This window comes from Metallococcus carri, from assembly GCF_011440275.1.
GTDB lineage: Bacteria > Actinomycetota > Actinomycetes > Actinomycetales > Dermatophilaceae > Metallococcus > Metallococcus carri.
Genome location: NZ_JAAOIV010000002.1, coordinates 122,824 through 147,978 on the forward strand (window position 1 = coordinate 122,824; position 25,155 = coordinate 147,978).

General features: G+C 69.7%; 26 protein-coding genes. 8 read left to right on the plus strand and 18 right to left on the minus strand.

Annotated elements, in window-relative coordinates; all coding sequences use genetic code 11:
* Positions 1 to 98 precede the first annotated feature (98 nt).
* Positions 99 to 542, plus strand: a complete 444-nt coding sequence (locus tag G9U51_RS03140) for a GNAT family N-acetyltransferase (protein WP_166193036.1) — start codon at positions 99 to 101, stop codon at positions 540 to 542.
* Here the strand turns inward: G9U51_RS03140 and G9U51_RS03145 are convergent.
* The 6 genes from G9U51_RS03145 to G9U51_RS03170 all read right to left on the minus strand — a co-directional run bounded on the left by G9U51_RS03145 (position 539) and on the right by G9U51_RS03170 (position 5,743).
* On the minus strand, positions 539 to 1,624 hold the full coding sequence (locus tag G9U51_RS03145) for an NAD(P)-binding domain-containing protein (protein WP_207948009.1): 1,086 nt from the start codon (positions 1,622 to 1,624) through the stop codon (positions 539 to 541). The genes G9U51_RS03140 and G9U51_RS03145 overlap by 4 nt on opposite strands.
* Positions 1,625 to 1,692: 68 nt before the next feature.
* Positions 1,693 to 2,085, minus strand: coding sequence for a type II toxin-antitoxin system VapC family toxin (locus G9U51_RS03150; protein WP_328823311.1), 393 nt, complete (start codon positions 2,083 to 2,085; stop codon positions 1,693 to 1,695).
* Positions 2,086 to 2,087: 2 nt separating this feature from the next.
* The gene (locus G9U51_RS03155; RefSeq protein ID WP_166193045.1) at positions 2,088 to 2,315 is read right to left on the minus strand and encodes a FitA-like ribbon-helix-helix domain-containing protein; all 228 of its coding nucleotides are present in this window, start codon (positions 2,313 to 2,315) and stop codon (positions 2,088 to 2,090) included.
* 148 nt (positions 2,316 to 2,463) lie between these two features.
* Positions 2,464 to 2,922: a fluoride efflux transporter CrcB gene (gene crcB / locus G9U51_RS03160; protein WP_166193048.1), complete on the minus strand. Its 459-nt coding sequence runs from the start codon at positions 2,920 to 2,922 to the stop codon at positions 2,464 to 2,466.
* A 37-nt stretch (positions 2,923 to 2,959) separates the two neighbouring features.
* Entirely contained in the window at positions 2,960 to 3,385 is a 426-nt protein-coding gene (locus tag G9U51_RS03165) for a fluoride efflux transporter FluC (protein ID WP_166193051.1), read from the minus strand.
* Complete coding sequence (locus G9U51_RS03170; protein WP_328823282.1) at positions 3,386 to 5,743, minus strand: excinuclease ABC subunit UvrA; 2,358 nt, start codon at positions 5,741 to 5,743, stop codon at positions 3,386 to 3,388.
* Positions 5,744 to 5,845: 102 nt separating this feature from the next.
* Between G9U51_RS03170 and G9U51_RS03175 the strand changes: the two genes are divergently transcribed.
* Positions 5,846 to 6,874, plus strand: a complete 1,029-nt coding sequence (locus G9U51_RS03175; protein ID WP_166193054.1) for a Dyp-type peroxidase — start codon at positions 5,846 to 5,848, stop codon at positions 6,872 to 6,874.
* Positions 6,871 to 7,719, plus strand: coding sequence for a family 1 encapsulin nanocompartment shell protein (locus G9U51_RS03180; RefSeq protein ID WP_166193057.1), 849 nt, complete (start codon positions 6,871 to 6,873; stop codon positions 7,717 to 7,719). Before G9U51_RS03175 ends, G9U51_RS03180 begins: the two co-directional genes overlap by 4 nt.
* A gap of 4 nt (positions 7,720 to 7,723) precedes the next feature.
* Here the strand turns inward: G9U51_RS03180 and G9U51_RS03185 are convergent, their stop codons facing one another.
* A complete protein-coding gene (locus G9U51_RS03185) occupies positions 7,724 to 8,824 on the minus strand; it encodes a DNA glycosylase AlkZ-like family protein (RefSeq protein ID WP_328823283.1) in 1,101 nt (366 codons plus the stop codon).
* A 58-nt stretch (positions 8,825 to 8,882) separates the two neighbouring features.
* Here G9U51_RS03185 and G9U51_RS03190 point away from each other — a divergent pair, with 58 nt between their 5' ends.
* Positions 8,883 to 10,019, plus strand: coding sequence for a MalY/PatB family protein (locus tag G9U51_RS03190; protein WP_235945431.1), 1,137 nt, complete (start codon positions 8,883 to 8,885; stop codon positions 10,017 to 10,019).
* Here the strand turns inward: G9U51_RS03190 and G9U51_RS03195 are convergent.
* From G9U51_RS03195 to G9U51_RS03205, 3 genes are all read right to left on the minus strand, one after another.
* Positions 10,016 to 10,435, minus strand: a complete 420-nt coding sequence (locus G9U51_RS03195; protein ID WP_166193066.1) for a hypothetical protein — start codon at positions 10,433 to 10,435, stop codon at positions 10,016 to 10,018. The two genes, G9U51_RS03190 and G9U51_RS03195, sit on opposite strands and share 4 nt — an antisense overlap.
* Positions 10,436 to 10,582: 147 nt before the next feature.
* The gene (locus tag G9U51_RS03200) at positions 10,583 to 11,638 is read right to left on the minus strand and encodes a P1 family peptidase (RefSeq protein ID WP_166193069.1); all 1,056 of its coding nucleotides are present in this window, start codon (positions 11,636 to 11,638) and stop codon (positions 10,583 to 10,585) included.
* Positions 11,635 to 13,194: a serine/threonine-protein kinase gene (locus tag G9U51_RS03205; RefSeq protein WP_207947985.1), complete on the minus strand. Its 1,560-nt coding sequence runs from the start codon at positions 13,192 to 13,194 to the stop codon at positions 11,635 to 11,637. The genes G9U51_RS03200 and G9U51_RS03205 overlap by 4 nt, the downstream gene beginning before the upstream one ends.
* A gap of 112 nt (positions 13,195 to 13,306) precedes the next feature.
* Between G9U51_RS03205 and G9U51_RS03210 the strand changes: the two genes are divergently transcribed.
* The gene (locus tag G9U51_RS03210) at positions 13,307 to 14,674 is read left to right on the plus strand and encodes an MFS transporter (RefSeq protein WP_328823285.1); all 1,368 of its coding nucleotides are present in this window, start codon (positions 13,307 to 13,309) and stop codon (positions 14,672 to 14,674) included.
* Between the two features lie 192 nt (positions 14,675 to 14,866).
* Positions 14,867 to 15,226: an RNA polymerase-binding protein RbpA gene (locus G9U51_RS03215; RefSeq protein WP_166193075.1), complete on the plus strand. Its 360-nt coding sequence runs from the start codon at positions 14,867 to 14,869 to the stop codon at positions 15,224 to 15,226.
* A gap of 84 nt (positions 15,227 to 15,310) precedes the next feature.
* On the opposite strand, the gene G9U51_RS03220 is transcribed toward G9U51_RS03215, so the two are convergent.
* The 3 genes from G9U51_RS03220 to lnt are packed head-to-tail and all read right to left on the minus strand — an operon-like array spanning position 15,311 to position 18,202.
* On the minus strand, positions 15,311 to 15,838 hold the full coding sequence (locus G9U51_RS03220) for an FxsA family protein (protein ID WP_328823286.1): 528 nt from the start codon (positions 15,836 to 15,838) through the stop codon (positions 15,311 to 15,313).
* Positions 15,835 to 16,605, minus strand: coding sequence for a polyprenol monophosphomannose synthase (locus G9U51_RS03225; protein ID WP_166193078.1), 771 nt, complete (start codon positions 16,603 to 16,605; stop codon positions 15,835 to 15,837). Before G9U51_RS03225 ends, G9U51_RS03220 begins: the two co-directional genes overlap by 4 nt.
* A 16-nt stretch (positions 16,606 to 16,621) precedes the next feature.
* The gene (lnt, locus tag G9U51_RS03230; RefSeq protein ID WP_328823287.1) at positions 16,622 to 18,202 is read right to left on the minus strand and encodes an apolipoprotein N-acyltransferase; all 1,581 of its coding nucleotides are present in this window, start codon (positions 18,200 to 18,202) and stop codon (positions 16,622 to 16,624) included.
* A gap of 287 nt (positions 18,203 to 18,489) precedes the next feature.
* Between lnt and ybaK the strand changes: the two genes are divergently transcribed.
* Positions 18,490 to 18,996: a Cys-tRNA(Pro) deacylase gene (gene ybaK, locus G9U51_RS03235; protein ID WP_166193084.1), complete on the plus strand. Its 507-nt coding sequence runs from the start codon at positions 18,490 to 18,492 to the stop codon at positions 18,994 to 18,996.
* Positions 18,997 to 18,999: 3 nt separating this feature from the next.
* Here the strand turns inward: ybaK and G9U51_RS03240 are convergent, their stop codons facing one another.
* Complete coding sequence (locus tag G9U51_RS03240; RefSeq protein ID WP_166193087.1) at positions 19,000 to 19,443, minus strand: Lrp/AsnC family transcriptional regulator; 444 nt, start codon at positions 19,441 to 19,443, stop codon at positions 19,000 to 19,002.
* A 27-nt stretch (positions 19,444 to 19,470) separates the two neighbouring features.
* On the opposite strand from G9U51_RS03240, the gene G9U51_RS03245 reads away from it, so the two are divergent.
* Positions 19,471 to 20,394 carry a 5'-3' exonuclease gene (locus G9U51_RS03245; protein WP_166193090.1) on the plus strand — a complete coding sequence of 308 codons (924 nt, stop codon included), beginning with the start codon at positions 19,471 to 19,473 and terminating at the stop codon, positions 20,392 to 20,394.
* Here the strand turns inward: G9U51_RS03245 and G9U51_RS03250 are convergent.
* Genes G9U51_RS03250 through tatA form a run of 4 tightly spaced genes read right to left on the minus strand, consistent with a single transcriptional unit; the run spans position 20,391 to position 25,067 of the window.
* Entirely contained in the window at positions 20,391 to 21,083 is a 693-nt protein-coding gene (locus G9U51_RS03250; protein WP_166193093.1) for a PH domain-containing protein, read from the minus strand. The genes G9U51_RS03245 and G9U51_RS03250 overlap by 4 nt on opposite strands.
* 34 nt (positions 21,084 to 21,117) lie before the next feature.
* The gene (locus G9U51_RS03255; RefSeq protein ID WP_166193096.1) at positions 21,118 to 23,883 is read right to left on the minus strand and encodes a DEAD/DEAH box helicase; all 2,766 of its coding nucleotides are present in this window, start codon (positions 23,881 to 23,883) and stop codon (positions 21,118 to 21,120) included.
* Between the two features lie 26 nt (positions 23,884 to 23,909).
* Entirely contained in the window at positions 23,910 to 24,737 is an 828-nt protein-coding gene (tatC, locus tag G9U51_RS03260; RefSeq protein ID WP_235945433.1) for a twin-arginine translocase subunit TatC, read from the minus strand.
* 12 nt (positions 24,738 to 24,749) lie between these two features.
* On the minus strand, positions 24,750 to 25,067 hold the full coding sequence (gene tatA, locus G9U51_RS03265; RefSeq protein ID WP_166193099.1) for a Sec-independent protein translocase subunit TatA: 318 nt from the start codon (positions 25,065 to 25,067) through the stop codon (positions 24,750 to 24,752).
* Positions 25,068 to 25,155: the final 88 nt, after the last annotated feature.

The window sequence follows — 25,155 nt, forward strand, 5'->3', positions numbered from 1 at the left end:
CTGGTCGGGCCGGCGACGGGCGCCGCACCTCTCGTAGGTTTGGCCGGGTGAGTTCGGCATACCTGATCAGACCGGCGCGGCCAGGCGATAGTGCCGCGATGGCGCGCGTGCACGTGACCTCGTGGCAGCAGACCTATCGCGGGCTCATGCGCGACGAGGTGCTCGATGACCCGGACTTCGTCACCCGCCGCGAGGCGATGTGGCGGCGAAGTCTCACCGACCCGCAGTATGCCGACCGCCAGACGGCAGTGCTCGAACACGACGGCGACCTGGTCGGCATTGCGATGACCGCGCCACCGGGCGACGACGACGCGACCTGGTCGCGGCAGCTGTACGTGCTCTACGTCCTCGCCGAACACCACGGCAGCGGGGCGGCGCGCTCCTTGGTCGAGGCGGTACTGCCGCCGGACACCTCGGCTGCGCTGTGGGTCGCCGATCCCAACCCCCGCGCGCAGGCGTTTTACGCCAAACTCGGTTTCCGACCGGACGGCACCGACCTCGTCGACGACGGGGTGCGCGAGATCCGGATGGTGCGCTCTTAGGACGCCGCCTCGCGAGCTTGAGCGAGGTCTCGGGCGACTTCCATGGCGGCTCGTCGCGCAGCACGGCTCGCACCGATGGTGCTCGCCGACGGGCCGTAACCGACCAGATGCACCCGTGGGTCACGTGCCGCGGTCGTGGCACCTTGCACGTTGCCGGGCACGCGCAGCAGCGGTATGCCGCCCTCCGGGCCGCGCAGCCCAAGCGGTCCCAGATGGTCCACCGCAGAACGGAATCCGGTGGCCCACAAGATCACGTCGGCCGCTTCGAAGCTGCCGTCGGCCCACCGGGCACCACCCGGCTCGAGATGGTCGAAGATCGGCCGCGGGTCGGCATACGCCCCCAGAGCGGCGGCCTGTGACTCCTGCGCGCGCAGCATCAACCCGGTCGCCCCGACGACGCTGGTCGGCCGGAGCCCGGCGACCACGCGACGTTCGACCTCAGTGACGGCCTGCAGGCCGGCCTCCGGGTCGAAGTCGCCGGTGCGCCACTGTGGCGGCCGGCGCGTCACCCAGACGACCTGCGCGATCGGGGCAAGCTCCCCGATGAACTGAACCGCCGACGCGCCTGCGCCGACGACCAGGATTCGCTTGTCGCGCAAGGCTTCTCGGCCGGGATAGGTCGAGGTGTGGAACTGCTCACCCGCGAACACGTCCATGCCGGGGTAAGTCGGCAGGTTCGGACGCGTCCAGGTGCCGGTGGCGTTGATCAGCGCCCGGGTGCGCCAGGCGCGACCGTTGCCGTGGACGATGAGCCACTCCCCCTCACTGGTGACGGCGTCGACGGTGACCGGCCGCTCCACCGGCAGTTGGTGGCGCCGCTCGTAGTCGGCGAAGTAGGCGGGCACGACCTCATTGGCTCGCGCTGACGAGCGGCCCGGTGCGGCCTCGCCCGGCAGGTCGGCCACGCCGTGCACATCGTTCATCGTCAGCGAGTCCCACCGATGCTGCCAGGCACCACCGGGTGACGAATTCGCGTCCAGCACAACGTGATTCACGCCGCGCTGGGTCAGGAAGTATGACGCCGCCAACCCACCTTGACCTGCGCCGATGACGACCGCGTCGACCGTGTTCACGGCATACATAACGCGCGAGGCGTTCGCTCTATGCCGGCGTCCGGTGCTGCTGTGCGCACCGCGCGGGCTCGGCAGGATCATTCAGGGCTCGCACCGACGACTCGGACAGCGGCGGCGTGCCCGCCCGAGTCGAGCTTGACGTCCCGCGTCCACAGCTCCGCACCGAGAGCCTCGGCAAGGGCGAGGTAACTCGCGTCGTACGCGGTGTATCGATGGCGCAACCACCAGATGCGCTGTAGCAAGGGCTCAGTGGGATACCGATCGATCGTGAAGGAGCGATAGGTGGTGAGGGCGTCCTCGGCCACCGCGGGGCCGACCTTCCCGGCAAGGCTGAGACCCCGGAGCGCCGAGACAACTTCGACGTCGAGCAGGAATGGCGCGCACAGGTCCTCGTCACGCAGAGCTGCGAGGAGCGCAGCTTCGGGCGCTGCCCCGGCGAGCGCGTCCACCATCGCCGAGGCATCGACCACGATCAACGACGGCCTTCCCGCACGGTTCGGACGACGTCGTCTCCGGTCGGCAGATCCCGGCGATCAAGTCGTTGCAGGCGTTCCACCAACTCGGCGTTGCTTGGGCTTGCGGCCAACCGGGTGAGAGCCGTCGCGACATATGCCGACAGAGATATGCCCTCAGCAGCCGCGCGCGCTTTGAGGCGCTTGGCCACGTCTGGGTCCACGTCACGGATGTAGAGAGTTGCCATTGCCACATGCTAGCACTCTGCTAGCATGCGACCTTCGGAAAGTTGGTCGCTATAGCCGCCGGAAAGCCCTAATACGGGTGTTGGAACCCCGACAGGCGTAGTAGAGGAATCTGGTCGCTATAGCCGCCGGATTCCTTTACTACTGGTGTCAGAGGGAGCTGAGGCCCAGCCCGAGGAAGGCGGCCGCGGCCGAGCCGACCAGCGACAGCACCGCGTACGCCACCGCCATCCGTGCGCCGGCTGCCGCCCTGGGTGCGCCGGCTGCCGTCGCCTGGGCACCGCTGGCTGGCGCCTGGGTGCCACCTGTTTCCGGCGAGGGGCGTCGGCCCGCCTCCCAGAGCCGGAAGGTCTCGACGCTCGCGGTGCTGAAGGTGGTGAACCCACCACAGAAGCCGGTGCCGAGTATCGCCTTGACCGTCGGGCTCGCACCCGGCATCTGATGCGTCAGAGCGCCGGTGAGCAGGCCGAGCAGGAAGGAGCCGATGACGTTGATCATCACGGTTCCCCACGGGATCGGGCCGCGGCGATGCCGGTTCACCAGCGAGTCGAAGACGAACCGCGCCACCGCGCCAAGCCCGCCACCGAGGGCCACAAGCACCGGGATCACGCGAGCCCCTCGAATGACGAGGCGGTGAGCATCCTGGTCATGCCCGCTCCCCCAGCCGACGGGCGAACAGAGCGCCCGCCGCGGCGGCCAGCACACCCAGGCACACGGTCGCCACGGCATACCCGATGGCGGACGCGACCCCGAGCCCGGTGATCTCGACCGCGAACGTGCTGTAGGTCGTGAACCCGCCGAGCAGGCCGGTGCCGACCCCGAGGCGGATCCGACGACGTATGCCGACGTCGGGCCCCCGGCCGAGCACCTCCAGCAACGCTGCGAGCAGGAAGGCGCCGACGAGATTGATGAGGAAGGTCGCCCACGGCCAGCCACCGTGCGCCGGCGCAGCGTCCTCAAGGGCCGCGCGAATCGCCGTCCCCGCACAGCCGCCGACGAACACCAGACCGAGCAGCGCGGGGTCCTGGTGGACGCCGCGCGATGACGCGATATCCGGGTCGATGGACTCCATCTACCGCACGTACTCCGCGAGGTGCTTGCCGGTCAGCGTCGAGTGCTTCTTCACCAACTCGGCGGGCGTGCCTTCGAAGACGATCCGGCCGCCGTCCTGCCCGGCGCCCGGACCGAGATCGATGATCCAGTCGGCGTGCGCCATCACGGCCTGGTGGTGCTCGATGACGATCACCGATTTGCCCGAGTCGACCAGCCGGTCGAGCATCGCCAGCAGCTTCTCGACATCGGCCAGGTGCAGGCCGGTGGTCGGCTCGTCGAGCACGTAGATGTCGCCCTTGTCGGCCATCTGCGCGGCGAGCTTGAGCCGCTGCCGCTCACCGCCGGACAGCGTCGTCAGCGGCTGGCCGAGACGGATGTATCCCAGACCGACGTCGACCAGTCGGCCCAGGATCTTGGCCGCCGCCGGCACCTTCGCCGCACCCTCGGAGAAAAACGAAAGTGCCTCTGCCGCAGGCAGATCCAGCACCTCGGCGATGTTCTTGCCGCCGAAGGTGTAATCGAGCACGGCCGCCTGGAAGCGCTTGCCCTCACACTCCTCGCAGGTCGTGGACACCGTCGCCATCATGCCCAGATCGGTGAAGACCACGCCCGCTCCGTTGCAGGTCGGGCACGCCCCCTCGGAGTTGGCACTGAATAGCGCGGGCTTGACGCCATTGGCCTTGGCGAAGGCCTTGCGGATCGGCTCCAGCAGTCCGGTATAGGTCGCCGGGTTGCTGCGCCGCGAGCCCTTGATCGCGGTCTGGTCGACGGTGATCACGCCGTCCATCGGGGAGACCGAACCGTTGATCAGCGAGCTCTTGCCCGACCCGGCGACCCCGGTGACGGCAACGAGCACACCGAGCGGGATGTCCACGTCGACATCCTGCAGGTTGTGCGCGGAGGCCCCGCGCACCTCGAGACTGCCCGAGGGGGTGCGGACTTCCTCCTTGAGCGACGCGCGATCGTCGAGGTGCCGCCCGGTCAGGGTCTTGCTCTTGCGCAACCCGGCAACGGTCCCCTCGAAAACCACCCGGCCACCGTCCGAGCCGGCTCCCGGACCGAGGTCGACGACATGGTCGGCGATGGCAATGGTCTCGGGCTTGTGCTCCACCACGAGCACGGTGTTTCCCTTGTCCCGCAACTGAATCAGCAGATCGTTCATCCGCTGTATGTCGTGCGGGTGCAGCCCGATCGTCGGCTCGTCGAAGACATAGGTCACATCGGTCAGCGACGACCCCAGATGACGGATCATCCGGGTGCGCTGTGACTCGCCGCCGGACAGGGTGCCGGAGGGTCGATCCAGGCTGAGGTAACCCAGGCCGATCCCGACGAAGGCGTCCAGATGGTGCTGCAATCCCTTGAGCAGCGGCGCGACCGAGGGCTCCTTGATGCCGCGCACCCATTCGGCCAGATCGGTGATCTGCAACCGGCAGACATCGGCGATGCTCATCGTCCCGATCCGCGACTCGCGCGCGCCCTCGGCCAGGCGGGTGCCGTCGCACTCCGGACAGGTCTGGAAGGTGATCGCCCGCTCGACGAAGGCCCGGATGTGCGGCTGCATCGCCTCGGGATCCTTGGCCAGCATCGACTTGGTGATCTTGGGGATCAGACCCTCGTAGGTGAGGTTGATGCCGTCGACCTTGATCTTGGTCGGCTCTTTGTAGAGCAGGTCGTGCAGCTCGCGCTTGGTGTACTTCTTGATCGGCTTGTCCGGGTCGAAGAAGCCGCTGCCGCGATAGATCCGGCCGTACCAGCCGTCCATGCTGTAGCCAGGGATGGTCAGTGCGCCCTCGTTGAGCGAGAGCTCCTCGTCATACAGCGCGGTGAGATCGAAGTCGCTGACCTGGCCGCGCCCCTCGCACCGCGGGCACATGCCGCCGGTGCGCTGGTAGGTCGCCTTCTGCGCCCGCGTCTTGTCGCCGCGCTGCACCGTGATCGCGCCGCTGCCCGACACCGAGGCGACATTGAAGGCGTATGCCGCAGGCCCGCCGATGTGCGGTTTTGCCAAGCGGGAGAACAGGATTCGCAACATGGCGTTGGCGTCGGTGACGGTGCCGACAGTGGACCGTGGGTTGGCTCCCATCCGCTCCTGGTCGACGATGATCGCGGTCGTCAGCCCCTCCAGCAGGTCGACATCCGGGCGGGCCAGGGTCGGCATGAAGCCCTGCACGAACGCGCTGTAGGTCTCGTTGATCATCCGCTGGGACTCCGCGGCGATCGTGCCAAAGACCAGTGAGCTCTTGCCCGAGCCGGAGACGCCGGTGAAGACCGTCAGCCGCCGCTTGGGCAGCTCCACGTCGACATCCTGCAGGTTGTTCTCGCGGGCGCCGTGCACCCGGATCAGGTCGTGCGTGTCTGCGGTATGAGTCGTCGCCACGGGATGCAGTCTGGCACCGACGCATCGGACGGCGCCCAAGCGTGCGGCAGCGCAGGCGGCAATGGCACGATGCTGGGGCACCCCAAACTGCCGAGGAGGCTGATGCACGTGGTGACCCAGCAGGTGATCGCACCCCCTGCCCGGGCAGGAATGTTCCTGGTCATCACCGTCGACGAAGGCGCCGAGGACGCCGCCGCTGCTCTGCTCACCGAGATCTCCGGTCTCACCCGCTCGGTCGCCTTCCGCGTGCCTGACGACGGGCTCAACTGCGTCATCGGCATCGGCGCGCACCTGTGGGACCGGCTGTATGGCGAGGACACCCGGCCGCTGCACTTGCACCCCTTCCAGGAGATCCGTGGGGCCAAGCACACCGCGCCGGCCACCGAGGGCGACCTGCTGGTGCACCTGCGCTGCCGCGAGATGGGCCCGTGCTTCGAGCTCGCGCGCATCATCGCCCGCCGACTCGTCGGCATCGGGCAGGTCGTCGACGAGGTGCACGGCTTCAAGTTCTTCGACGAGCGCGACCTGCTCGGCTTCGTCGACGGCACCGAGAACCCCGAAGGCGACGCGGCGGTGGCCGCGGTCACGGTCGGCGAGGAGGATCCGGCATACGCCGGAGGCAGTTATGTGATCGTGCAGAAGTACCTGCACGACATGACGAGCTGGGACGCGCTGTCGGTCGAGGAGCAGGAGCGCGTCATCGGTCGCTCCAAGCTGGACGACATCGAGATGGCCGACGACGTCAAGCCCGCCAACGCGCACATCACCCTCAACGTGATCGAGGACGACGAGGGCAACCAGCTGCAGATCCTGCGCGACAACATGCCCTTCGGCGAGGTGGGTGACGGCACGTCCGGCACCTACTTCATCGGGTATGCCGCCGATCCCGGCGTCACCGAGCGGATGCTGCGCAATATGTTCATCGGCGACCCGCCCGGCACCTACGACCGGATCCTCGACTTCTCGGTCGCGCACACCGGCGCGCTGTTCTTCACCCCGTCCATCGACTTCCTGGACGACCCGCACCCAGTGGCGCGCGACGCCACCCCAGCACCCGATCCGGCGCCGAGCGACGGATCGCTTCGCATCGGCAGTCTCCACCGACGCACCCGAGAAAGGGGCACCCGATGAACAACCTGCACCGCGAACTCGCACCGATCACCGCGGCCGCGTGGGCCGAGATCGAGCAAGAGGCGCGCCGCACCTTCGAGCGGCGCATCGCCGGCCGCCGGGTGGTCGACGTGCCCGAGCCGAAGGGTCCGGCCTTCTCCGCGGTCGGCACCGGGCACCTGGCCGAGCTCGCCTCCCCCGTCGACGGGGTGCAGGCGCGGCAGCGCCAGGTGCGCCCGGTGATCGAGCTGCGGGCGACCTTCACCGTGTCCCGCGATGCGGTCGACGACGTCGAGCGTGGTTCGACCGACTCCGACTGGCAGCCGGTCAAGGATGCCGCCGAACTGATGGCGTCCGCCGAGAACCGCACCGTCTTCTACGGCGCGGAGTCCGCCGGCATCACCGGCATCGTGCCCAGCAGTTCCAACACCGCGGTGACGCTGCCGCAGGATGTGCGCGAATATCCTGCCGCGGTCGCCCAGGCGCTCAACGCATTGCGGCTGGCCGGTGTCGACGGCCCCTACAACTTGCTGCTGTCCCCCACGCTCTACACCGCGGTCGCCGAGACCTCCGACCACGGCTATCCGGTGCGCGACCATCTGGCGCGGATCGTCGGCGACGGCGACATCATCTGGGCGCCCGGGCTGGACGGCGGCCTCGTGGTCACCGAGCGAGGCGGCGACTTCGAGCTGCTGCTCGGCCAGGACCTGTCGATCGGCTATCTGTCGCATGACGCCGACACCATCGACCTCTACCTGCAGGAGTCGCTGACCTTCCGGGTCAACACCGACGAGGCGAGCGTGGTCATCAGCGAGGCCTCGTCCAGTGGCCGGCAGCGCAGCTCGAGCCGCTCGCGCAGCCGCTGAGGCGTCACCCGCCCAGGACGAGCTCGAGGTCGAGCAGCCGCGCGAGGTCCCGGAGTTCTGCCGTCACCTCGCGGTGGAGGCGAGCGCTGAAGGGCTCGTCCTCGTGGATCGCGTTGACGCGCAAAACGCCTGAGCGCCAATCGGATTCGGCATCAACCTTGCCGACGAACCGGTCTCCGGACAGGATCGGCAGCGCGAAATAGCCCCACCGTCGCTTTGTCGCCGGCTTGTACATCTCCAGCTGGTAGTCGAACTCGAAGATCTCCACCATCCGCTTGCGGTCGTAGATCACCCGGTCGAGCGGGGACACGATCGCGCACCTGCCGCTGAACCGTCCCTCGAGGTATGCCGGGTCGACCTGCCAGCGCCCCCGCACGCCCTCCACCACCGCCTCCTCCCCCGCCTCGCCGACGTCGACCGGTTCGGCCGACGGCTGCTTGGCCGCCCTGGCGCGGGCGATGCCGAGCGAGCGCAACCGGTCCTCGTTGCGGCGGGCGACCGACTCGGCATGCGGGATGGCGGGAGCGGTCGGATAGACGCGAGATGCGATGTCCCACACCGCTTCTCGACCCTCGCGGCCCGCGATCGCGATCTCGCCGCGCTGCGACATCAGGTCGATGAGCATGCGCCGGTTGCGGTTGTTGTTCCACCCGCTGGAGCGCCAGGACACATCGACGCTGTCCGGCAACTGAGCCGCCGGCAACGGGCCGTCGGCGGTCAGCGTGTCGAGGATCTCGCGACGGGCCAGGTCGTTGGCCGCCATCCAGTCTTGCAGGTCTTCCTGCCAGTCCGCGAGCGGCTCGGGGCCCGGCCAGCTGTCCTGCTCCGCCTTGATCACCGGAAAGTCGGCCGCGGGACGCAGGAAACCGTCGATCTCGAGCAGCTCGCCGGTGGCCAGCGCGGACCGCAGGTGCTCCCGCTCGAAGTGCCGCCCGAGCCGGCTCCAGCAGACCAACTCGGCGTTCGGAGCGACATACGAGGTCTGATCGTGCTGGATTGCGCGCAGCCGACCGGTCAGCTCGGTCAGGTCGTTCGGCCGGCCGGCATCCAGCAGCGCCGCGCGGATCGCCACCCGGCGCGCCTGCTGGCGGGAGAGCTTGAGCACGGAGGCGACTCTAGGCCCGGGTGCTCTCGCAGCGCACGACGTCGGCGACGATGGGCAGATGACGACCGATCCCTTCGACCTGCCGCTGGAGCGACTGCGCGAACGCCGCAGCGCCAAGTGGACTCGCAATCCCGCCGGCTCGTTGCCGCTGTGGGTCGCCGAGATGGACGTGCGCATCGCCGAGCCGATCGCGGCCCGGCTGCACCGGGCGATCGACGACTCCGACCTGGGTTATGCGGGCGAGGAGTCGCGGCTGGTCGAGGCCTTCGCCGGTTTCGCGCAGCGGCGCTGGGGCTGGGACATCACCGGCGCCCGCACCTGGGTGCACTCCGATCTGGCCGACTCCGGCTCGACCGTGTTGCGGTCGCTCGCTGGTGAGGGTGGCGGCGTCATCATCACCACGCCGGTCTACAACGCCTTCTTCCACTGGCTCGAGCGGGCCGGGGTGCGCAAGGTCGAGGTGCCGCTGCTGTCCCCCGAGACCGGCGGCCGCCTGGACCTGCAGCGCATCGCCGAGCGGTTCGCCGCCGGGGACAAGGTGCTGCTGCTCAGCCATCCGCACAACCCGACCGGCGTCGTGCACCCGCGCGAGGATCTGGTCGCCCTCGCCGAGCTCGCGGCCGCGCACGAGGCGTATGTCGTCGCCGACGAGATCCACGCACCGCTGACCTATCCCGGTGTCGACTTCGTGCCCTATCTGACCGTGTCGGACGCCGCTCGGCGCACCGGAGTCGCCCTGCACTCGGCTTCGAAGTCGTGGAACCTCGCCGGCCTGAAGTCCTCGCTGGTGATCGCCGACCCGGACGGCCCGAAGCTGCCCGCCCTGTCGGTCGAGAGCACCTGGAGCTCGGGCATCCTGGGCATGCTCGCGGCCGAGGTCGCCTTCGCCGAGGGTGAGCCGTGGCTGGACGTGGTCCGCGCCGCTCTGGCGGAGCGGGCGGCATACCTGCAGGACAAGCTGCCGACATCGATCGGCTATCACCCGCCGTCGGCCTCCTATCTCGCCTGGCTCGATCTGCGCGACACCGGATTGCCGGGCGAGCCGGCCCGCGAGATCCTGCGGCGCACCGATCTGTTCATCAGCGCCGGGCCGCTCTTCGGCGAGCTGGGGGCGGGTTGGGCGCGGCTGAACTTCGCGACGTCCTATCCGATCCTGGACGACGCGATCGACCGCATCATCCGGGCGATCGGCTAACCAGTCTCCGGCAGGTCGCGGGGGAAGTCGGCGAGATTGCAGACCTCCCCCGGCACGGCGAGGTAACCGGCGAGCACCCGGTCGCCGAGATGTTCGGTGAGCGTGCGCTCCCACCAGACATCGGAATGGGCGAGGTATGCCGCCCCGCCCCGCCCCCGCGCGAACAGCACGAAGGTGTCGGTCTCGGCCAGCAGCGTCGCGAGCTGCGCAAGGAAGTCACCGCAGTGTCGGGCGTCGTCGGGTCCGGCGTCCTCGATGAGGACGGGTTGTCGGATCAGGCCGTCAGCCCCGATGAGGATCAGCACCACGCAGCCGCGCACGCGATCTTCCTCGGGGACGAGATGGGCGACGACGTCGGCATAGGTCTGCGGCGTCACCGGCGTGGACATCAGGTCGTCAGGCAAGTCTTCGTTCATGTCACGAGCCTGGCCCAGAGCGGACGTCAGCCGCAGAAGTTATCCACAGGGTCAGTCCAACTCGGCCGCCCGGTTTAACGCGGCAAGCTGTCGATCCCATTGCGCCGCAACGAGTTTGAGCCGGTCGGCGGCTGCACGCGCAAGCGCCTACGGTTGCCCGACGCCGCTCGGGTAGAGCGATCGCCAGGACGGCAGCGCCACTCCCCCGTCGCTGCTGCGATCGACCGGCTCGGCGGCGAGCACGGCGTGCGCGATCGCCCGGGTGACGCAGTCGGCGCCGGCCTCCATCAGCTGCACCAGCCCGACCGCGTCGGGGGTCTCGCGTGCGCAGGTCGACAGGCCGAAGACCGTGTCACCGTCGAACATCGAGTGCACCGGGCGCAGCGCCCGAGCCATGCCGTCATGGGCGACTCCGGCGAATTTCGCGCACTGCGCCTTGCTCAGCCGTATGTCGGTCGCCACCACCGCGAGCGTCGTCGCCTGACCGGGTCCTTGCGTCGGCGGGGCGTATGCCGATTGCGCTGCCGTCACGTCGGCGTCATCCGGCCGGCGCACCGCGAACTCTCCGGGCAGCGCGACGCCGGAGCGGACGGCATACAACTCTCCGGTGGCCGGATCGACCGGCGACCCAACCGCATTGCAGACGACCAACGCGGCGACGGTGCCACCTCCGGGCAGCACCACCGAGGCACTGCCGACCCCGCCCTTGAGCGGACCGGCCTTGGCGCCGGTGCCGGCGCCGACATTCCCTTGTGGCACAGCCGAATCCGTTGCCGCGCGTAGGGCGGCAGCACCGTCCTCAGGGCGCGGATAACCATCCCAGGCCCCGCCACGACCCAGGTCGAAGACGATCGCTGCGGGCACGATCGGCACGACCCCGGACTGGACGCCAGTGTCGATCGGCCACCCGATCCCATCGGCGAGCAATGCGCCTGCGACGCCGTCAGCGGTGCCGAGGCCGAGGGCGGAGCCACCGGACAGCACGACCGCGTGCACCCGGTCGACCAGATTGCGGGGGTCCAGAGCATCGGTCTCGCGCGTGCCCGGTCCCCCGCCTCGCACGTCCACCCCGGCCACGGCACCGTCCGGGCCGGTCGACACCACCGTCACACCGGTCAGCCGGCCGCGGTCGTCCAGCGTGCGGTGACCCACGCGCAGCCCAGGCACGTCGACGAGGCTGTTGGTCGGACCGGCTGTGCTCATTGTGGCTCCGCCGTTGCCCACACCGTGGTGGTCTCGTTGAACACCTGCGAGCCACCCCTGTTGATCGCGAGGGAGTCCTTGGTCAGCAGGTAGAGATAACCGTTGTTGGTCACGGCCCACCCGTCGGCGGTGCGATAGGCGCCAGGAATCTCGATGTGGGTGCCGTCGCTGACCGAGCTGCGGTAGTACTGCACGCCGGTGGCGCCGGTGCAGATCGAGACCTGCGCGGAGGCGGTGCGCATCACCAGTTGCGCCAGATCCGGTGTGTGACAACGGGCGTAGGCAGCCGTGCGCCAGCCGTAGACGTCGTAACCATCCCCCGGAGGGACCGTGGCAGGCGGCGGCGGGGCGGTCGTCGTGCTCGTGCTGCTCGGGCCCGGCGTGGTCGTCGGTGGCGCGGTGCTCGACGTTGTGGTGGGCAGCCCGGCCAGACGGCTGGGGCCCGCCGCCGTCGCTGACCCCGGACCCCACCGCTGATAGGCGGCGACACCGCCGGCCACGACCATGGCGAGCGCCACGAGGGCCGCGAGCAGGCCGAGCCCTCGGCCGCGCCGGCGCGACTCGGCCAATGGCGCCGGTTGCACCCGCTCGATGGGTGGCTCGGGCTCCGCAGCCGGCACCCGCCGGACCGGAGCACCCTGGGTGAGCGCCGCCTCGTCGGCGATCGCGCCGCCGGGCCGGAACGGCCGCGAGACCGTCGGGCCGGACAGGTCCGGCACGCGCGCGTCACGCAGCGCCAGATCGGCGTCCTCGACGAAGGCCCGTGCCGTGGCGTACCGCTGACCGGGGTCCTTGGCGAGCGCCCGGTGCAGCACCGTGTCGATCGCCCGCGGCAGCTCGGGGCGCAGCTCGCTGGCACGCGGCGGGTCGTCATACAGGTGGGCGGCGATCTGCGCCGGCGAAGTGGCCCGTTTGAACGGCGAGCTGCCGGTCAGCAGTTCGAAGAGCACGCAGGCGAGCGAGTAGACATCCGAAGCCGGGCCGACCGGACGATCGGAGAACCGCTCCGGCGCCATATAGGCGATCGAACCCACCGCGCTGCCGTCCTGCGTCAGGCGGGTGTCGTCGGCGCGGGCCGCGATGCCGAAGTCGGCCAAATAGGCGAAGCCGTCCGCGGTGACCAGGACGTTCTCCGGCTTCACGTCCCGGTGCACCAGCCCGTCGGCGTGCGCGGCGTCGAGCGCGGCCGCGACCTGGCGGGCCAGCTCGAGGGCGGTCCCGGGGACCATCGCCTGGCCACGGTCCAGCAGCTGGCGCAGGTTGCGGCCGCGGACCAAGCGCATGTCGATATAGAGCACGCCGTCGCGCTCGCCGAAGTCGTGGATCGGGATGACGTGCGGTTCCTGCAGCCGGGCTGCCGTCAGCGCCTCGCGCCGGAATCGGGCGCGGTATGCCGGGTCGCGCGCCAGGTCGACCGGCAGCAGCTTGAGCGCGACCGTGCGCTCCTTGGTGGTGTCGTAGGCCTGGTAGACCTCGCCCATCCCGCCGCGGCCGATCAGGCTGCGCAATTCGTAGGGGCCGAAGCGGGTGCCGGCGCGGTCCTGCCTGTCACTCACGGGCCCTATCCCCTTCTCCGCTGCGTTGCCGTGCCCACGGTAATCGGTCGCCGCCAGGCGTGTTGTGAGCGTCCGCCCGCGTCGACGGCGCGGCCTGTGACACAGTTCACCCGTGACCAGTGCCGCACCCGACATCGCGCACGCCTCGACGCCGCAGGAGCGCCGCCTGCAGCGGTCGTGGTACTGGTACGACTGGGCCGTCACCGGCTATCTCACGGTCAGCATCACCGTGCTCTTCGGGCCCTATGTCACCTCGGTCGCCAACCGGGCCGCCTGCCCGACCCAGCCGGCCGACCAGGACTGCCAGAACACGCTGTCGGTGCTCGGCCTGGGCATCGCTCCGGGATCGCTCGTGCCGTTCACGACGACCGTGGCCACCATCCTGGCCGCGATCGCGATCGTCTTCTTCGGGTCGTATGCCGATCGCGCCAAACGCCCCACCCGGATGCTCGGCGCGCTCGCCCTCGTCGGGTCGCTGTGCGCCATGGCGATGTGCCTGATCACCGGCACCCGCTGGCAGCTGGCGTGCCTGCTGCTCATCGCGACGACGGTGGCGATGATCGCCTCGCTCACCATCTACAACGCGATCATGTGCCGGATCACCCCGCCCGACGACCGCGACCGGGTGTCGACGACGGGCTGGGCGTTCGGCTACGCCTCAGGCGGGCTGCTGCTCGCTCTCTCCCTCGGTGTCGTGCAGGCACCGGGCACTTTCGGTCTCGACACCTCGACCGCGGTCCGGATCATCTTCTTCGTGGCGGGCCTGTGGTGGCTGGTGTTCTCGCTGCCGACCGTGGTGCGCCTGGACCATCTGCCCGCGATGAGCGAAGGCACCAGCGGGTCGAGCCTGACCCAGCTGCGGCGCACCTTCGCCGAGTTGCGCAGCTATCCGCAGACCTGGCGCTTCCTCATCGCCTATCTTTTCTTCAACGACGGCGTGCAGACCGTGATCGCCGCGGCCACGATCTACGGCAAATTCCAGCTCAAGCTCAGCGAGAGCCAACTGATCATCACCATCCTGCTGGTGCAATTCGTCGCCTTCGGTGGCGCGCTCGCCTTCGGCCGGCTGGCGCGCCGCTTCCCGGCCAAGCAGGTCGTGCTCGCCAGCCTGGCCTGGTGGACCGTCGTGCTCATCGCCGCCTTCTTCCTGCCGGCCCGCAACTTCCCGCTGTGGCTGGTGCTCGCCGTGGCGATCGGGCTGGTGCTGGGCGGCAGCCAGTCGCTGTCGCGCTCGCTCTACAGCCATCTCATCCCGCACGGCAAGGAGGCGGAGTTCTTCAGCCTCTACCAGGCGATGGAGCGGGGCACGAGCTGGCTCGGCACCTTCGTCTTCGGCCTGGTCTACCAGGTGTTCCACGACTACCGGCTGTCGATCATCGCTCTGGTGATCTTCTTCGCGGTGGGCGGGCTGCTGTTGCGCCGGGTCGACGTGCGGCGGGGCATCGCCGATGTGGGGAATGTCGCACCGCGGATCGTCTGAGGAGTCACCGGGCCCCGCGGATGCAACCTTTCGCCCGGCTTGTTCGTCTGTCATTGCGACACCATCCTCCTCATCGGGGCGGGTGGTGTTGTCGAACTTCGCGGAACACCGGGGGGTTCCGATGCGTTGCAGCAAGCAGAACACCGAGCTCCGTCGCGGGCGGGCGAGGTCAACGACGGGTAGGAGTGAGTCATGGCAGAGCGATCCTTGCGAGGCACCAACCTCAGCACCCTGTCGCACGAGAGCGACGAGGGCGTCACCTTCAGCGAGCGCCAGATGGTGCGCTACGAATGCGCGAACGGCCACATGATCGAGTTGCCGTTCTCGGTCGAGGCCGAGGTGCCGGCGCTGTGGGAGTGCCGCTGCGGCGCCGAGGCCAAGCTCATCGACGGTCCCGAGCCGGAGCGCAAGGCGGTCAAGCCGCAGCGCACCCACTGGGACATGCTGCTCGAGCGCCGGTCGATCCCCGAGCTCGAAGAGCTGCTCGAGGAGCGCCTCACCCTGCTGCGGGCCTCCCGTGGTGTGAAGCCGAAGTCCAAGCGCAGCGCCTGAGCCAGAGCTGCCGAAGGGCCCCGTGACCGATCCGGTCGCGGGGCCCTTGCGTTTTTTCCTCTGGCCGTATGCCGGCGCGCCGGTTCAGTCCTCGTCGACGATCTCGCCTTCGATCACGTCATCGCTGGCCGGTGACCGCTGGGGCCGACCGCTCCGCGGGTCGGCGCCGGGACCGGCATACGGCATCCCACCGGGGAAGGCCGGGCCGGCTCCGGCCAGGACGCGACGGGCGACGGCGGCCTGCAGGATGCCGCGCGAAACCGGCCGGGTGAACGGCAGCAGCAGGAACAGACCGAACAGGTCGGTCACGAAGCCCGGCGTCAGCAACAGCACTCCCCCGACGAGCACCAGCGCGGCGTCGCTGAGTTCGCGCGCCGGCATCGCCCCGGTGCGCAGGGCCGTGCTGAGCGCTCCCCACGCGTGGCCCCACTCCCGCCGCACCAGCCACGCGCCGATGAGCGACCAGATCAGCAGCAGGCCGAAGGTCTGCCAGCCGCCGATGGTGCGCCCGACCGCGACGATGACCGCGATCTCAACGATCGGGGCGACCAGCAGGGCGAGGAACAGCCAGGTCAGCCAGCGCGGGCGGCGGCGGGTCGGTATGCCGGTCACGACGCCCTCCGCTCCAGCAAAGCGCGCGCCTGGGCCAGGCGGTGCTCGGCGCCCCAGGCGGCGACGGCGAGGAAGGCCTCGCTGATGATGTTGCCGCTCATCTTGGACACGCCGATCTCGCGTTCGACGAACTGGATCGGGATCTCCACGATCGTCAGGCCGGCGCGCAACGTGCGCCAGGTGAGGTCGATCTGGAAGCCGTAGCCCTGCGAGGTGACCGACTGCACGTCGATCGTGCGCAGGGTCTCGGCGCGGTAGACCCGAAAGCCCGCCGTCGCATCGCGCACCGCGGTGCCGAGAGCGGCCCGGACATACAGGTTCGCCCCACGGCTGAGCAACTCGCGCGATTTGGGCCAGTTGACGACGCTGCCGCCCTTCATCCAGCGCGACCCGATCACCAGATCGGCGTCGGCGGCGGCCGCGATCATCCGCGGCAGCACCTCGGCCGGATGCGATCCGTCGGCGTCGATCTCGACCAGCGCGTCGTAGTCGCGCTCCAGTCCCCACGCGAAGCCGGCCAGATAGGCCTTGCCCAGGCCCTCTTTGCCGGCGCGGTGCAGAACGCGCACGCGGGCGTCGGCTTCGGCGAGTTTGTCGGCGAGGTCGCCGGTGCCGTCCGGCGAGTTGTCGTCGATCACGAGCACATCGGCGTCCGGCACGCTCGAGCGAATGCGCCGCACGATGCGCTCGAGATTGTCGACCTCGTTGTAGGTCGGCACGAGCACGAGCACGCGTTCGATCGGGCCAGCGGTGTGCACGGGCGACAAGCCGTCTCTCTTTCGGTCAGTGGGCAGATCGTGCGGCGGTCTCGCGGCGACGCGAGCGCCGGACGACCACGGGGGCGGCCAGCAGTCCGACCGCCAGCAGGTCCGCGACGATCTCTGGCCGATTCCCCCACCGGTCGGCCAGGGTGAGTGTCGAGCGTAACGGTAACTGCCCCGCCAACACCTTTGCGGTGAAAAGCGACGAGGTGTCATGAGGGACGCCGTCCGGGGTGATCAGCGCACTGACGCCGACCGTGGAGATCTGCATCACCGAGCGGCCGTGCTCGATCGCGCGGATGCGGGAGATGCCGAGTTGCTGGGTCGACTCGGCGGTATAGCCGAAGGTCGCGTTGTTGGTCTGCACCACGATCAGCTGCGCGCCGCGCTCGACCGGTGCTCGCACCAGACCGTCGTAGGCGACCTCGAAGCAGATCACCGGGCCCACCCCGACGGTGCCCGCTGTCGCGGTCGGCACCCGGAACACCCCGGGTGTCTTGCCGGCGGTGAAGTCGGTGGTGAGCAGGTCCACCTTGTCGCTGAAGAGCCGGAAGAACGAGCGATAGGGCATGTATTCGGCGAAGGGCACCGGGTGCTGCTTCACATAGCGGGCCACCAATCCGCGGCCCGGCTCATAGAGCATCGAGGTGTTGGACACCTTGGGCGCCGGCTCCTGGACGACCGCGCCGACGATCGTCGGGGCGCCGATGCCGGCCACCGCGCGGATGATCTCGGTCGCGGCGTCGGCGTTGCGGGTGGGGTCGATATCGGAGGAGTTCTCCGGCCACACGACCAGATCGGGCTTGGGCATCCGGCCGGCGCGTATGTCGTTGGTTGCCTGCGCGGTCACCTTCGCGTGGTTGTCCAGCACCGCGCGGCGCTGGGCATTGAAGTCAAGGCCCGCGGTGGGGACATTGCCCTGAATCCCAATGACCTGCAACGGTTTTCCGGCCGTGGGCACCGGCCAGGCAAGGGCTGCGACAAACACCGCGACCGCGCCGGCCACCGGGACGACCACGGGCCGCAGGGTCGAGCGGAAGCCGCCGCGGGCGGCATACGTGCGCACGAGGGCCTGGACCGCGGCGGCGAGCAGGCCGCCGACGAGAGCGACGGCGAAGGTGAGCCCGGGTGCCCCGGCGACCGAGGCGAGCGATGAGAGCGGCGCACCCGCCTGCGACCACGCCAGCCGCGCCCAGGGCAGCCCACCGAACGGCCAGTTCGAGCGCACGGTCTCCTGCAGCACCCACATCAGCGCAATGAGCAGCGGACGGACCCGCGCGTCGGTGAGCCGACGCCCGCGACAGTCGTGCTGCTGGGCCCACGCGCAGCCGGCGCCCATCGCGGCGAGGTAGAGGGCCTCGGTGACGCCGAGCGCGATCCAGGGCAGGTTGCCGACGTAGATGCCGCTCCAGTGCAGCACGGGCAGGAAGTAGGTGAGGCCGGCGACGAACCCCAGCAGCAGCCCGGCCCGGGTCCGCACGCCGCGGGTGGCGAGGGCGAGCAGCGCGACGCCGACGGGAGCGAGCGGCCACCAGGCGGTGTCGGGAAAGGAGAGCCACAGGGCGAGTCCGCCCAGGGCGGCAGCGGCCAGACGGACGATCACCGGCACAGCCTAAGTGAGCCGGTTGTGACCACCGGTGCCCGGACATGCAGATGGGCCCCATGGCATCGTTGGGACCAATACGCAAAGACTTGCGCACGTTATCTACTAGATGCGGGGCCCATCTGTCGTGCACGCCAAGTTACTGCACCGTGGGTTAGTGTCAAAGTGGTGCTGACCTGCGACAACGCACATCGCTGCAGGTCAGCGCGCACGCTGCGGGCGAGGAATTGACCGAAATTTTGATGTGTGCGCGGCGTGTCGCAGCCGACACGCCGCGGGGAGGTGGCATGGCCAAGCGAGCCGGCGCTGACACGGCTGGGACGCCCGCGACGCGGGTGCTGCGCGAGGCGGGCGTGGCCTTCGAGGTGCGCACCTACGAGCACAACGAGAGCGCACCGTCATACGGTCTGGAAGCCGCCGAGGCACTGGGTGAGCCGACGGAGATTGTCTTCAAAACCCTTGTGGCACAAACGGATCGATCACAGGACAAGGGTCTGGTGGTCGCGGTGGTGCCGGTGCACCGCCAACTCGACCTCAAGGCGCTGGCCCACGCGGTGGGTGCCAAGCGCGCCACCCTCGCCGAGCCACAACTGGTCGAGCGAACGACCGGTTATGTGCTCGGCGGCGTCAGCCCGATCGGCCAGAAGCGCCCCTTGTTGACGATCGTCGACGGGTCGGCCATGAGCCACGAGCGGGTGCTGGTGAGCGGCGGCCGGCGCGGCACCGACCTGGAACTGTCGCCGGCCGACCTGCTGCGCGTCACCGGTGCGAGCACGGCACCGATCGCGCGATGAGGCTCACTCCGGCAGCGCGCTGCGGTCCTCCCACGGCGTGCTCAGCACGACCGTGGTGCGCGTGGTGACGCCGGCGCGCGACCGGATGGTGGCGAGCAACTCCTCGAGTTCCTGCGGGCCGCTCACCCGCACCTTGAGGACGTAACTCTCCTCCCCTGCCACCGAGAAGCACGAGTCGATCGCCGACACCTCCCGCAACCGGTCGGGGATGTCGTCCGGCGCCGCCGGGTCGACAGGAGTGATCGACACCAGCGCGGTCAGCGGCAGACCGGCCGCCTCGTGGTCGATCCGCGCGGCATAACCCTGCAGCACGCCGCGCTCCTCCAGCCGCCGCACGCGCTGGTGCACGGCCGACACGGACAGGCCGGTGTCCTTGCCGAGATCGGTGAAACTGCGCCGCCCGTCTCGTGCCAGCACCGCAACGATCCGCCGGTCCAGTTCCTCCATGGGGCCACCGTAGAGCAGCATGGGCCCATGACACCGAGGCTGCTGCTGCTGGATTCCGCGAGTCTGTACTTCCGTGCGTTCTTCGGCGTGCCGGACCGCCGCACCCGCCCCGGAGAGCCGCCCACCAATGCCGTGCGCGGCTTCCTCGACATGATCGCCACCCTGGTGGAGCGCGAGCGACCGACCGATCTCGTCGCCTGCTGGGACGACGACTGGCGCCCGGAGTTCCGCGTGTCCGCGATCCCGTCATACAAGGCGCACCGGGTCTCCGAGGACGGCGGCGAGGAGGTGCCGGAGGATCTCAACGTCCAGGTGCCGGTGATCGTGGAGGTGCTTGCCGCGCTCGGCATCTGCCGGCTCGGGGTGCCCGGTTATGAGGCTGACGACGTGATCGGCACGCTCGTGCACACCCGCCGCGGCAGCGGGCCGATCGACGTGGTGACCGGCGACCGTGACCTGTTCCAGCTCGCCGACGACGCGAACTCGGTGCGCATCCTCTACACCGCCAAGGGCGGCGTGCGGGACCCGCAGATCGTCGACCAGTCCTATCTGCAGTCGGCGTATGGCGTCGCCACCGGCCAGGCGTATGCCGACATGGCCGTGCTGCGCGGAGACACCAGCGACGGCCTGCCCGGGGTGGCCGGGATCGGTGAGAAGACCGCAGCACAACTCATCGCGCAGTACGGCACGCTGGCCGGGGTGCGGGCCGCACTGGCCGACGGCGACCCGCAGATCAAGGGGGCGCGGCGCACCCGGCTGGAGGAGGCTGCGGCATACCTCGATGTCGCGCCCGCGGTGGTGCAGGTCGCGCCGGACGCGCCGCTGCCCGCCGACCTGGACACCTCGCTGCCGGCCGCGCCGCGGGACCCCGAGGCACTGGCCGACCTGGTGGAGACCTACGGCCTGGGCAGCCCCGCCCGCCGGGTGGTGGCGGCGCTGGCCCGGGACTAAGGCTCCTGCCGCGGCAACGGTCGCGTCGCACCGCCGTCGCGCAGCCCCTGCTCATAACCCGAGCGGTAGTCCGGTGACTCGTCATACCTCGGGTCATAGCCGGTGTCCTCGAACCCGCCGTATGCCGGGGCACCGCCGCGCCGACCGCGCGCTCGCATCCGCGGCTCACCGGGTGCGTACGCGCCGTCGTCGTCGGCGCCATCCTCCTGGCTGAACAGCAGCTCGTGCAGCGTGACTTGGGCGTGCTCGACGCGTGGGACATCGGTGAGGCGCAGCGGCACTTGCTCGGAGGCGTCGGAGACCACGAGCGTGCCGCAGCCGAGCACCCGGTCGAGCAGGCCCTTCTCGTAGGACACGTCGTTGATCCGGAAGAGCGGGATATCGCGGCCGCTCTTGGTGAGGATGCCCGAGCGAGTGATGAGTCGCCGGTTGGTGATGACGTACTGCTGGCTGCGCCATCGCCAGATCGGCACCAGCACCCAGACGATCACGATGAGCAGCGCAGCGATCCCGATCGCGAGCAGGAGCCACTGGCGAAAATCGTTCTGCGGCAACCAGATCAGCGCGGCGGCCACAAGGGCGAGCATCGCGATCAGCAGCAGGATCGGGCCGAAGATCTTCTTGACGTGGGTGCGCATCGCGAGCACGACGTGCTCGCCCGAGGTGAGCTGCTTGCTGGAGATCCCCATGCCTTCATCCTGCCAGGCGGTGCCTGCCGGGGCTTCAGTCCAGCCGGTCGGCGGCGACCACACCGCGCATGACCGCATCGACGGCGGTCTTCGCCGTGCGGCGCAGAGCGTCGTCGGGCGCCGCGTCGGCCACCTGGTCGAGCAGGTCGACGATCTGCTTGCACCGCCGCACGAAATCCCCGGCGGACAGATCGCTGCCGCGCAGGACCGTCTCCAGCCGGCCGCCGGCCGCCCAGCGGTGCACCGGCCAGACGATCGAGGGGTCGGGCTCGGCCATCGGGGTGAGCCGGTGCCGGGCCGCGCGCTCGACCAGCCCGGCCCACACATCGTGGGCGGTGTCGATCGCCTGCCCGACCTCCTTGGACGGGATGCGCGGGTCGGGGTCGGGCCCGTCGCCCCGCGAGGTGTGCACGAGGGCGCTCACCACCGCCGCGAGCGAGGGCGCGTCCAGGCCACGCCATACGTCTTGGCGCAGGCATTCGGCGACGAGCAGGTCCTTCTCGGCATAGATGCGCTGCAGCATCCGGCCGTCCTCGGTGACCCGCTGCCCGTCGTCGGTGAGATAGCCGAGCTCGCCGAGCAGGTCGCAGACCCGGTCAAAGGTGCGCGCGACGGTGTGGGTGCGGCTGTCGACCTTGCGGCGCAATCCCTCGGTCTCGCGGTGCAGCTGCCACCAACGCTCGGCCCAGCGGGCGTGCTGCTCGCGGTAGGGGCAGTCGTGGCACGGGTGCGCGCGGACCTGCTCGCGCAGCCGGGCCACCTGCTCGCGCGCGGCCTCGTCGCCGTCGTCGACCGGCGGCTGCTCGGTCGGCCCGGGGTCGCGGGGAGCCTTGGCGCGCAACGTCGCCGCGAGATCGGCCCGAGCCTTGCGGTCGCGGTGGTTGAACCGCTTGGGCACCGGCAGCTGCATGATCGGCGCCACCGGGCCGTCCAGGTCGGACTCGGTGAGCCGGTGCGTGCGCCCGCCCGTGGTGAGCACGAACGGTTGTGGGTCACCACGCCGCGGGGTGTCCATGCTGAGCACCAGCGCGAGCCCGGCCCGTCGGCCATCGCGCACCCGGATCACGTCGCCCGGGTGCAACTCGGTCAGCGAGACCGCGGCTGCGGCCCGGCGGCTGGCGCTGCGAGCGCGGCTGGCCGCCTTCTCGGCGTCGGACAGTTCGCGGCGCAGCGCGGCATATTCGGCGAAATCGCCGAGGTGACAACGCATCGCCTCGGCATATCCCTCGAGGCCCTCCTCGTTCTTGGCGATCGTGCGGGCCACCCCCACCACCGACCGGTCGGCCTGGAACTGCGCGAAGGACGCCTCGAGGGTGCTGCGCGCGGTGCCGCGCCCGAGCCGGTCGACGAGGTTGACCGCCATATTCGCGGTCGGCACGAAGCTGGAGCGCAGCGGATAGGTGCGGGTGCTCGCCAGGCCGCCGACCTCCTCCGGAGTGGCGTCCCGGCCGTAGAGGACGACGGCATGCCCCTCGACGTCGATGCCACGGCGGCCGGCTCGCCCGGTGAGCTGGGTGAACTCGGCGGGCGTCACGGGTGCGTGCGTCTCGCCGTTGAACTTGACCAGCTTCTCCAGCACGACGGTGCGGGCGGGCATGTTCACCCCGAGGGCGAGGGTCTCGGTCGCGAAGACCGCCCGGATCCGCCCGGCGATGAACAACTCCTCGACGATCTCGCGGAAGGTCGGCAGCATGCCGGCGTGGTGCGCCGCGAAGCCGCGGCTCAGCCCCTCGACGAAGTCCCAGTAACCGAGGATCGTCAGGTCTTCCTCGGGCAGATCGCGGACGCGCTCCTCGACCAGCCGGCGGATGCGCTCACCCTCCTCCGGCGGCACCAGCCGCAGCCCCCAGGCGAGCAGCTGAGACACGGCGGCCTCGCAACCGACCCGGCTGAAGATGAAGGTGATCGCCGGCAGCAGGCCGTCGCGATCCAAGGCCTCGATGACTTCCGCCCGGCTCGGGCCACGCGGCGGGCGGCCGGCCCGGACGGGTCCGCCTCGGCCGTGCCGTTCGCGACCGCGCCTGCCCCGCGGTGCGCCCTCGTCGAGCCGTTGCCCGCGGCGGTCCTCACGCAGCCGCTGAATCCGTTGCCGCAGAACGGGATTGATCCGCAAGCGATCGTCACCGTCGCGATCGGCGAACAGATCGAAGAGTTGCTGGCCGACCATCATGTGCTGCCACAGCGGCACCGGCCGGTGCTCCTCGACAATGACCGAGGTGTCGCCGCGGACCTCGCGCAGCCAGTCGCCGAACTCCTCGGCGTTGCTGACAGTGGCCGACAGGGCGATGAGCTGCACCGCCTCCGGCAGCTGGATGATGACTTCCTCCCAGACCGCGCCGCGGAACCGGTCGGCGAGATAGTGCACCTCGTCCATCACCACGAAGCCGAGACCGGCCAGGGTGGGCGATTCGGCATACAGCATGTTGCGCAGCACCTCGGTGGTCATCACGACCACCGGTGCCTCCCCGTTGATCGAGGAGTCACCCGTCAGCAGACCGACCTTGTCGGCGCCGTGGCGGGCGACCAGATCGGCATACTTCTGGTTCGACAGCGCCTTGATCGGCGTGGTGTAGAAGCATTTGCGCCCGCTGTTCAAGGCGAGGTATGCCGCGAACTCACCCACCACGGTCTTGCCGGCGCCGGTGGGCGCGGCGACCAGCACGCCACGCCCGTCCTGGACCGCGGCGCAACCCTGCTGCTGGAAGGGGTCGAGCGGGAAGTCGTAGCTCGCGGCGAACCGCTCGAGGTGACTGCTGTCGAACCGGCGGGCCGGAGTGCTGAGTCGTTCTGCGCCGGTCATGCCGCCAGGCTAACCAGCGCGACGGCTCAGACGGCGGAAGTCTGGTCGTCGGGCACGTCGAGCCATGCCGGACGCTCCTTCTCGCGGCGCTTGTCGAGCAGGACCGAGATGCCGGCCGCGATGAAGTACAGCATGATCATCGGGATCATCAGCGCCAGCATCGACCAGGCGTCCGGCGCCGGGCACATCACGGCGCAGAAGACCGCGATGAGCATGACCGCGACCCGCCAGCCCTTGAGCATGACCTGGCCCGGGAGCACCCGCACCATGTTGAGGCCGACCAGGAAGACCGGCAGCAGGAACGCCAGGCCGAAGACCAGGATGAACTTGGTGACGAAGCTGACGTACTTCTGCGCATCGGTGAGATTGGCGCTGCCGGGGGTGTCCGGGGTGGCGCCGAGCAGGAAGTCCACCGCATTCGGCAGGCCGAGGTTGGCTGCCCAGCAGCCGAGTGCGAACAGTGGGACGGCGACGGCGAGAAAGAGCACGCCGGTGCGCTTCTCCTTGCGGGTCAGGCCGGGTGCGAGGAAGGCCCAGATCTGCCACAACCAGATCGGGCTGGCGACCAGCACACCGAACCACAGCGCGATCTTCAGCTTGATGCCGAAGGCTTCGGAAACGCCATTGGCGCTGTAATTGAGCACGCCCGCGTTGGCGTAGTGGTGCTCGCTGCGCACATAGGCCAGGGGGGCCTCGAACCACGGCACGATGGTCGAGTCGTAGATCGACCATCCCCAAAACCCGCCGATCACAATGGCGATCGCGCAGATCAGCAGCCGGCGCCGGAATTCGCGGAAGTGCTCCCCGAGCGACATCCGGGCTTCGGGGTTGTCCTTACGGCCCAGCAGCGCCATGACCGCCGCGGATCAGGAGGACGAGCCGGTGGAGCCGGGGTATTGCGGGGTGTCGCCGTGCTGACCGGGCTGCTGGGGGAAACCCTGCGGGTGACCGGCCTGCGCGTTGGCCTGGGCGCTGGCCGGTGGGGCCTGCTGGGTGCGCGGGTCGACCTTCTCCCCCGGGACCGTCTCGCCGGCGGCGTCCTTCTTCATCTCGCCCATCTCCGACTTCAGGATCCGAGCGGAGCGACCGAGGCTGCGTGCGGCGTCGGGCAGCTTCTTCCAGCCGAAGAGGATGACGATGACCAGAACGAGGATGATGATGTGCCAGGGCTCGAGCGCACGCATGAGAGTGAGTCCTTGATCGTCGGTTGGCGCCCGGGTCGGACGCGTCAACCATGCTACGTGATCGCGGCCACGGCCCGGATCACCTGTC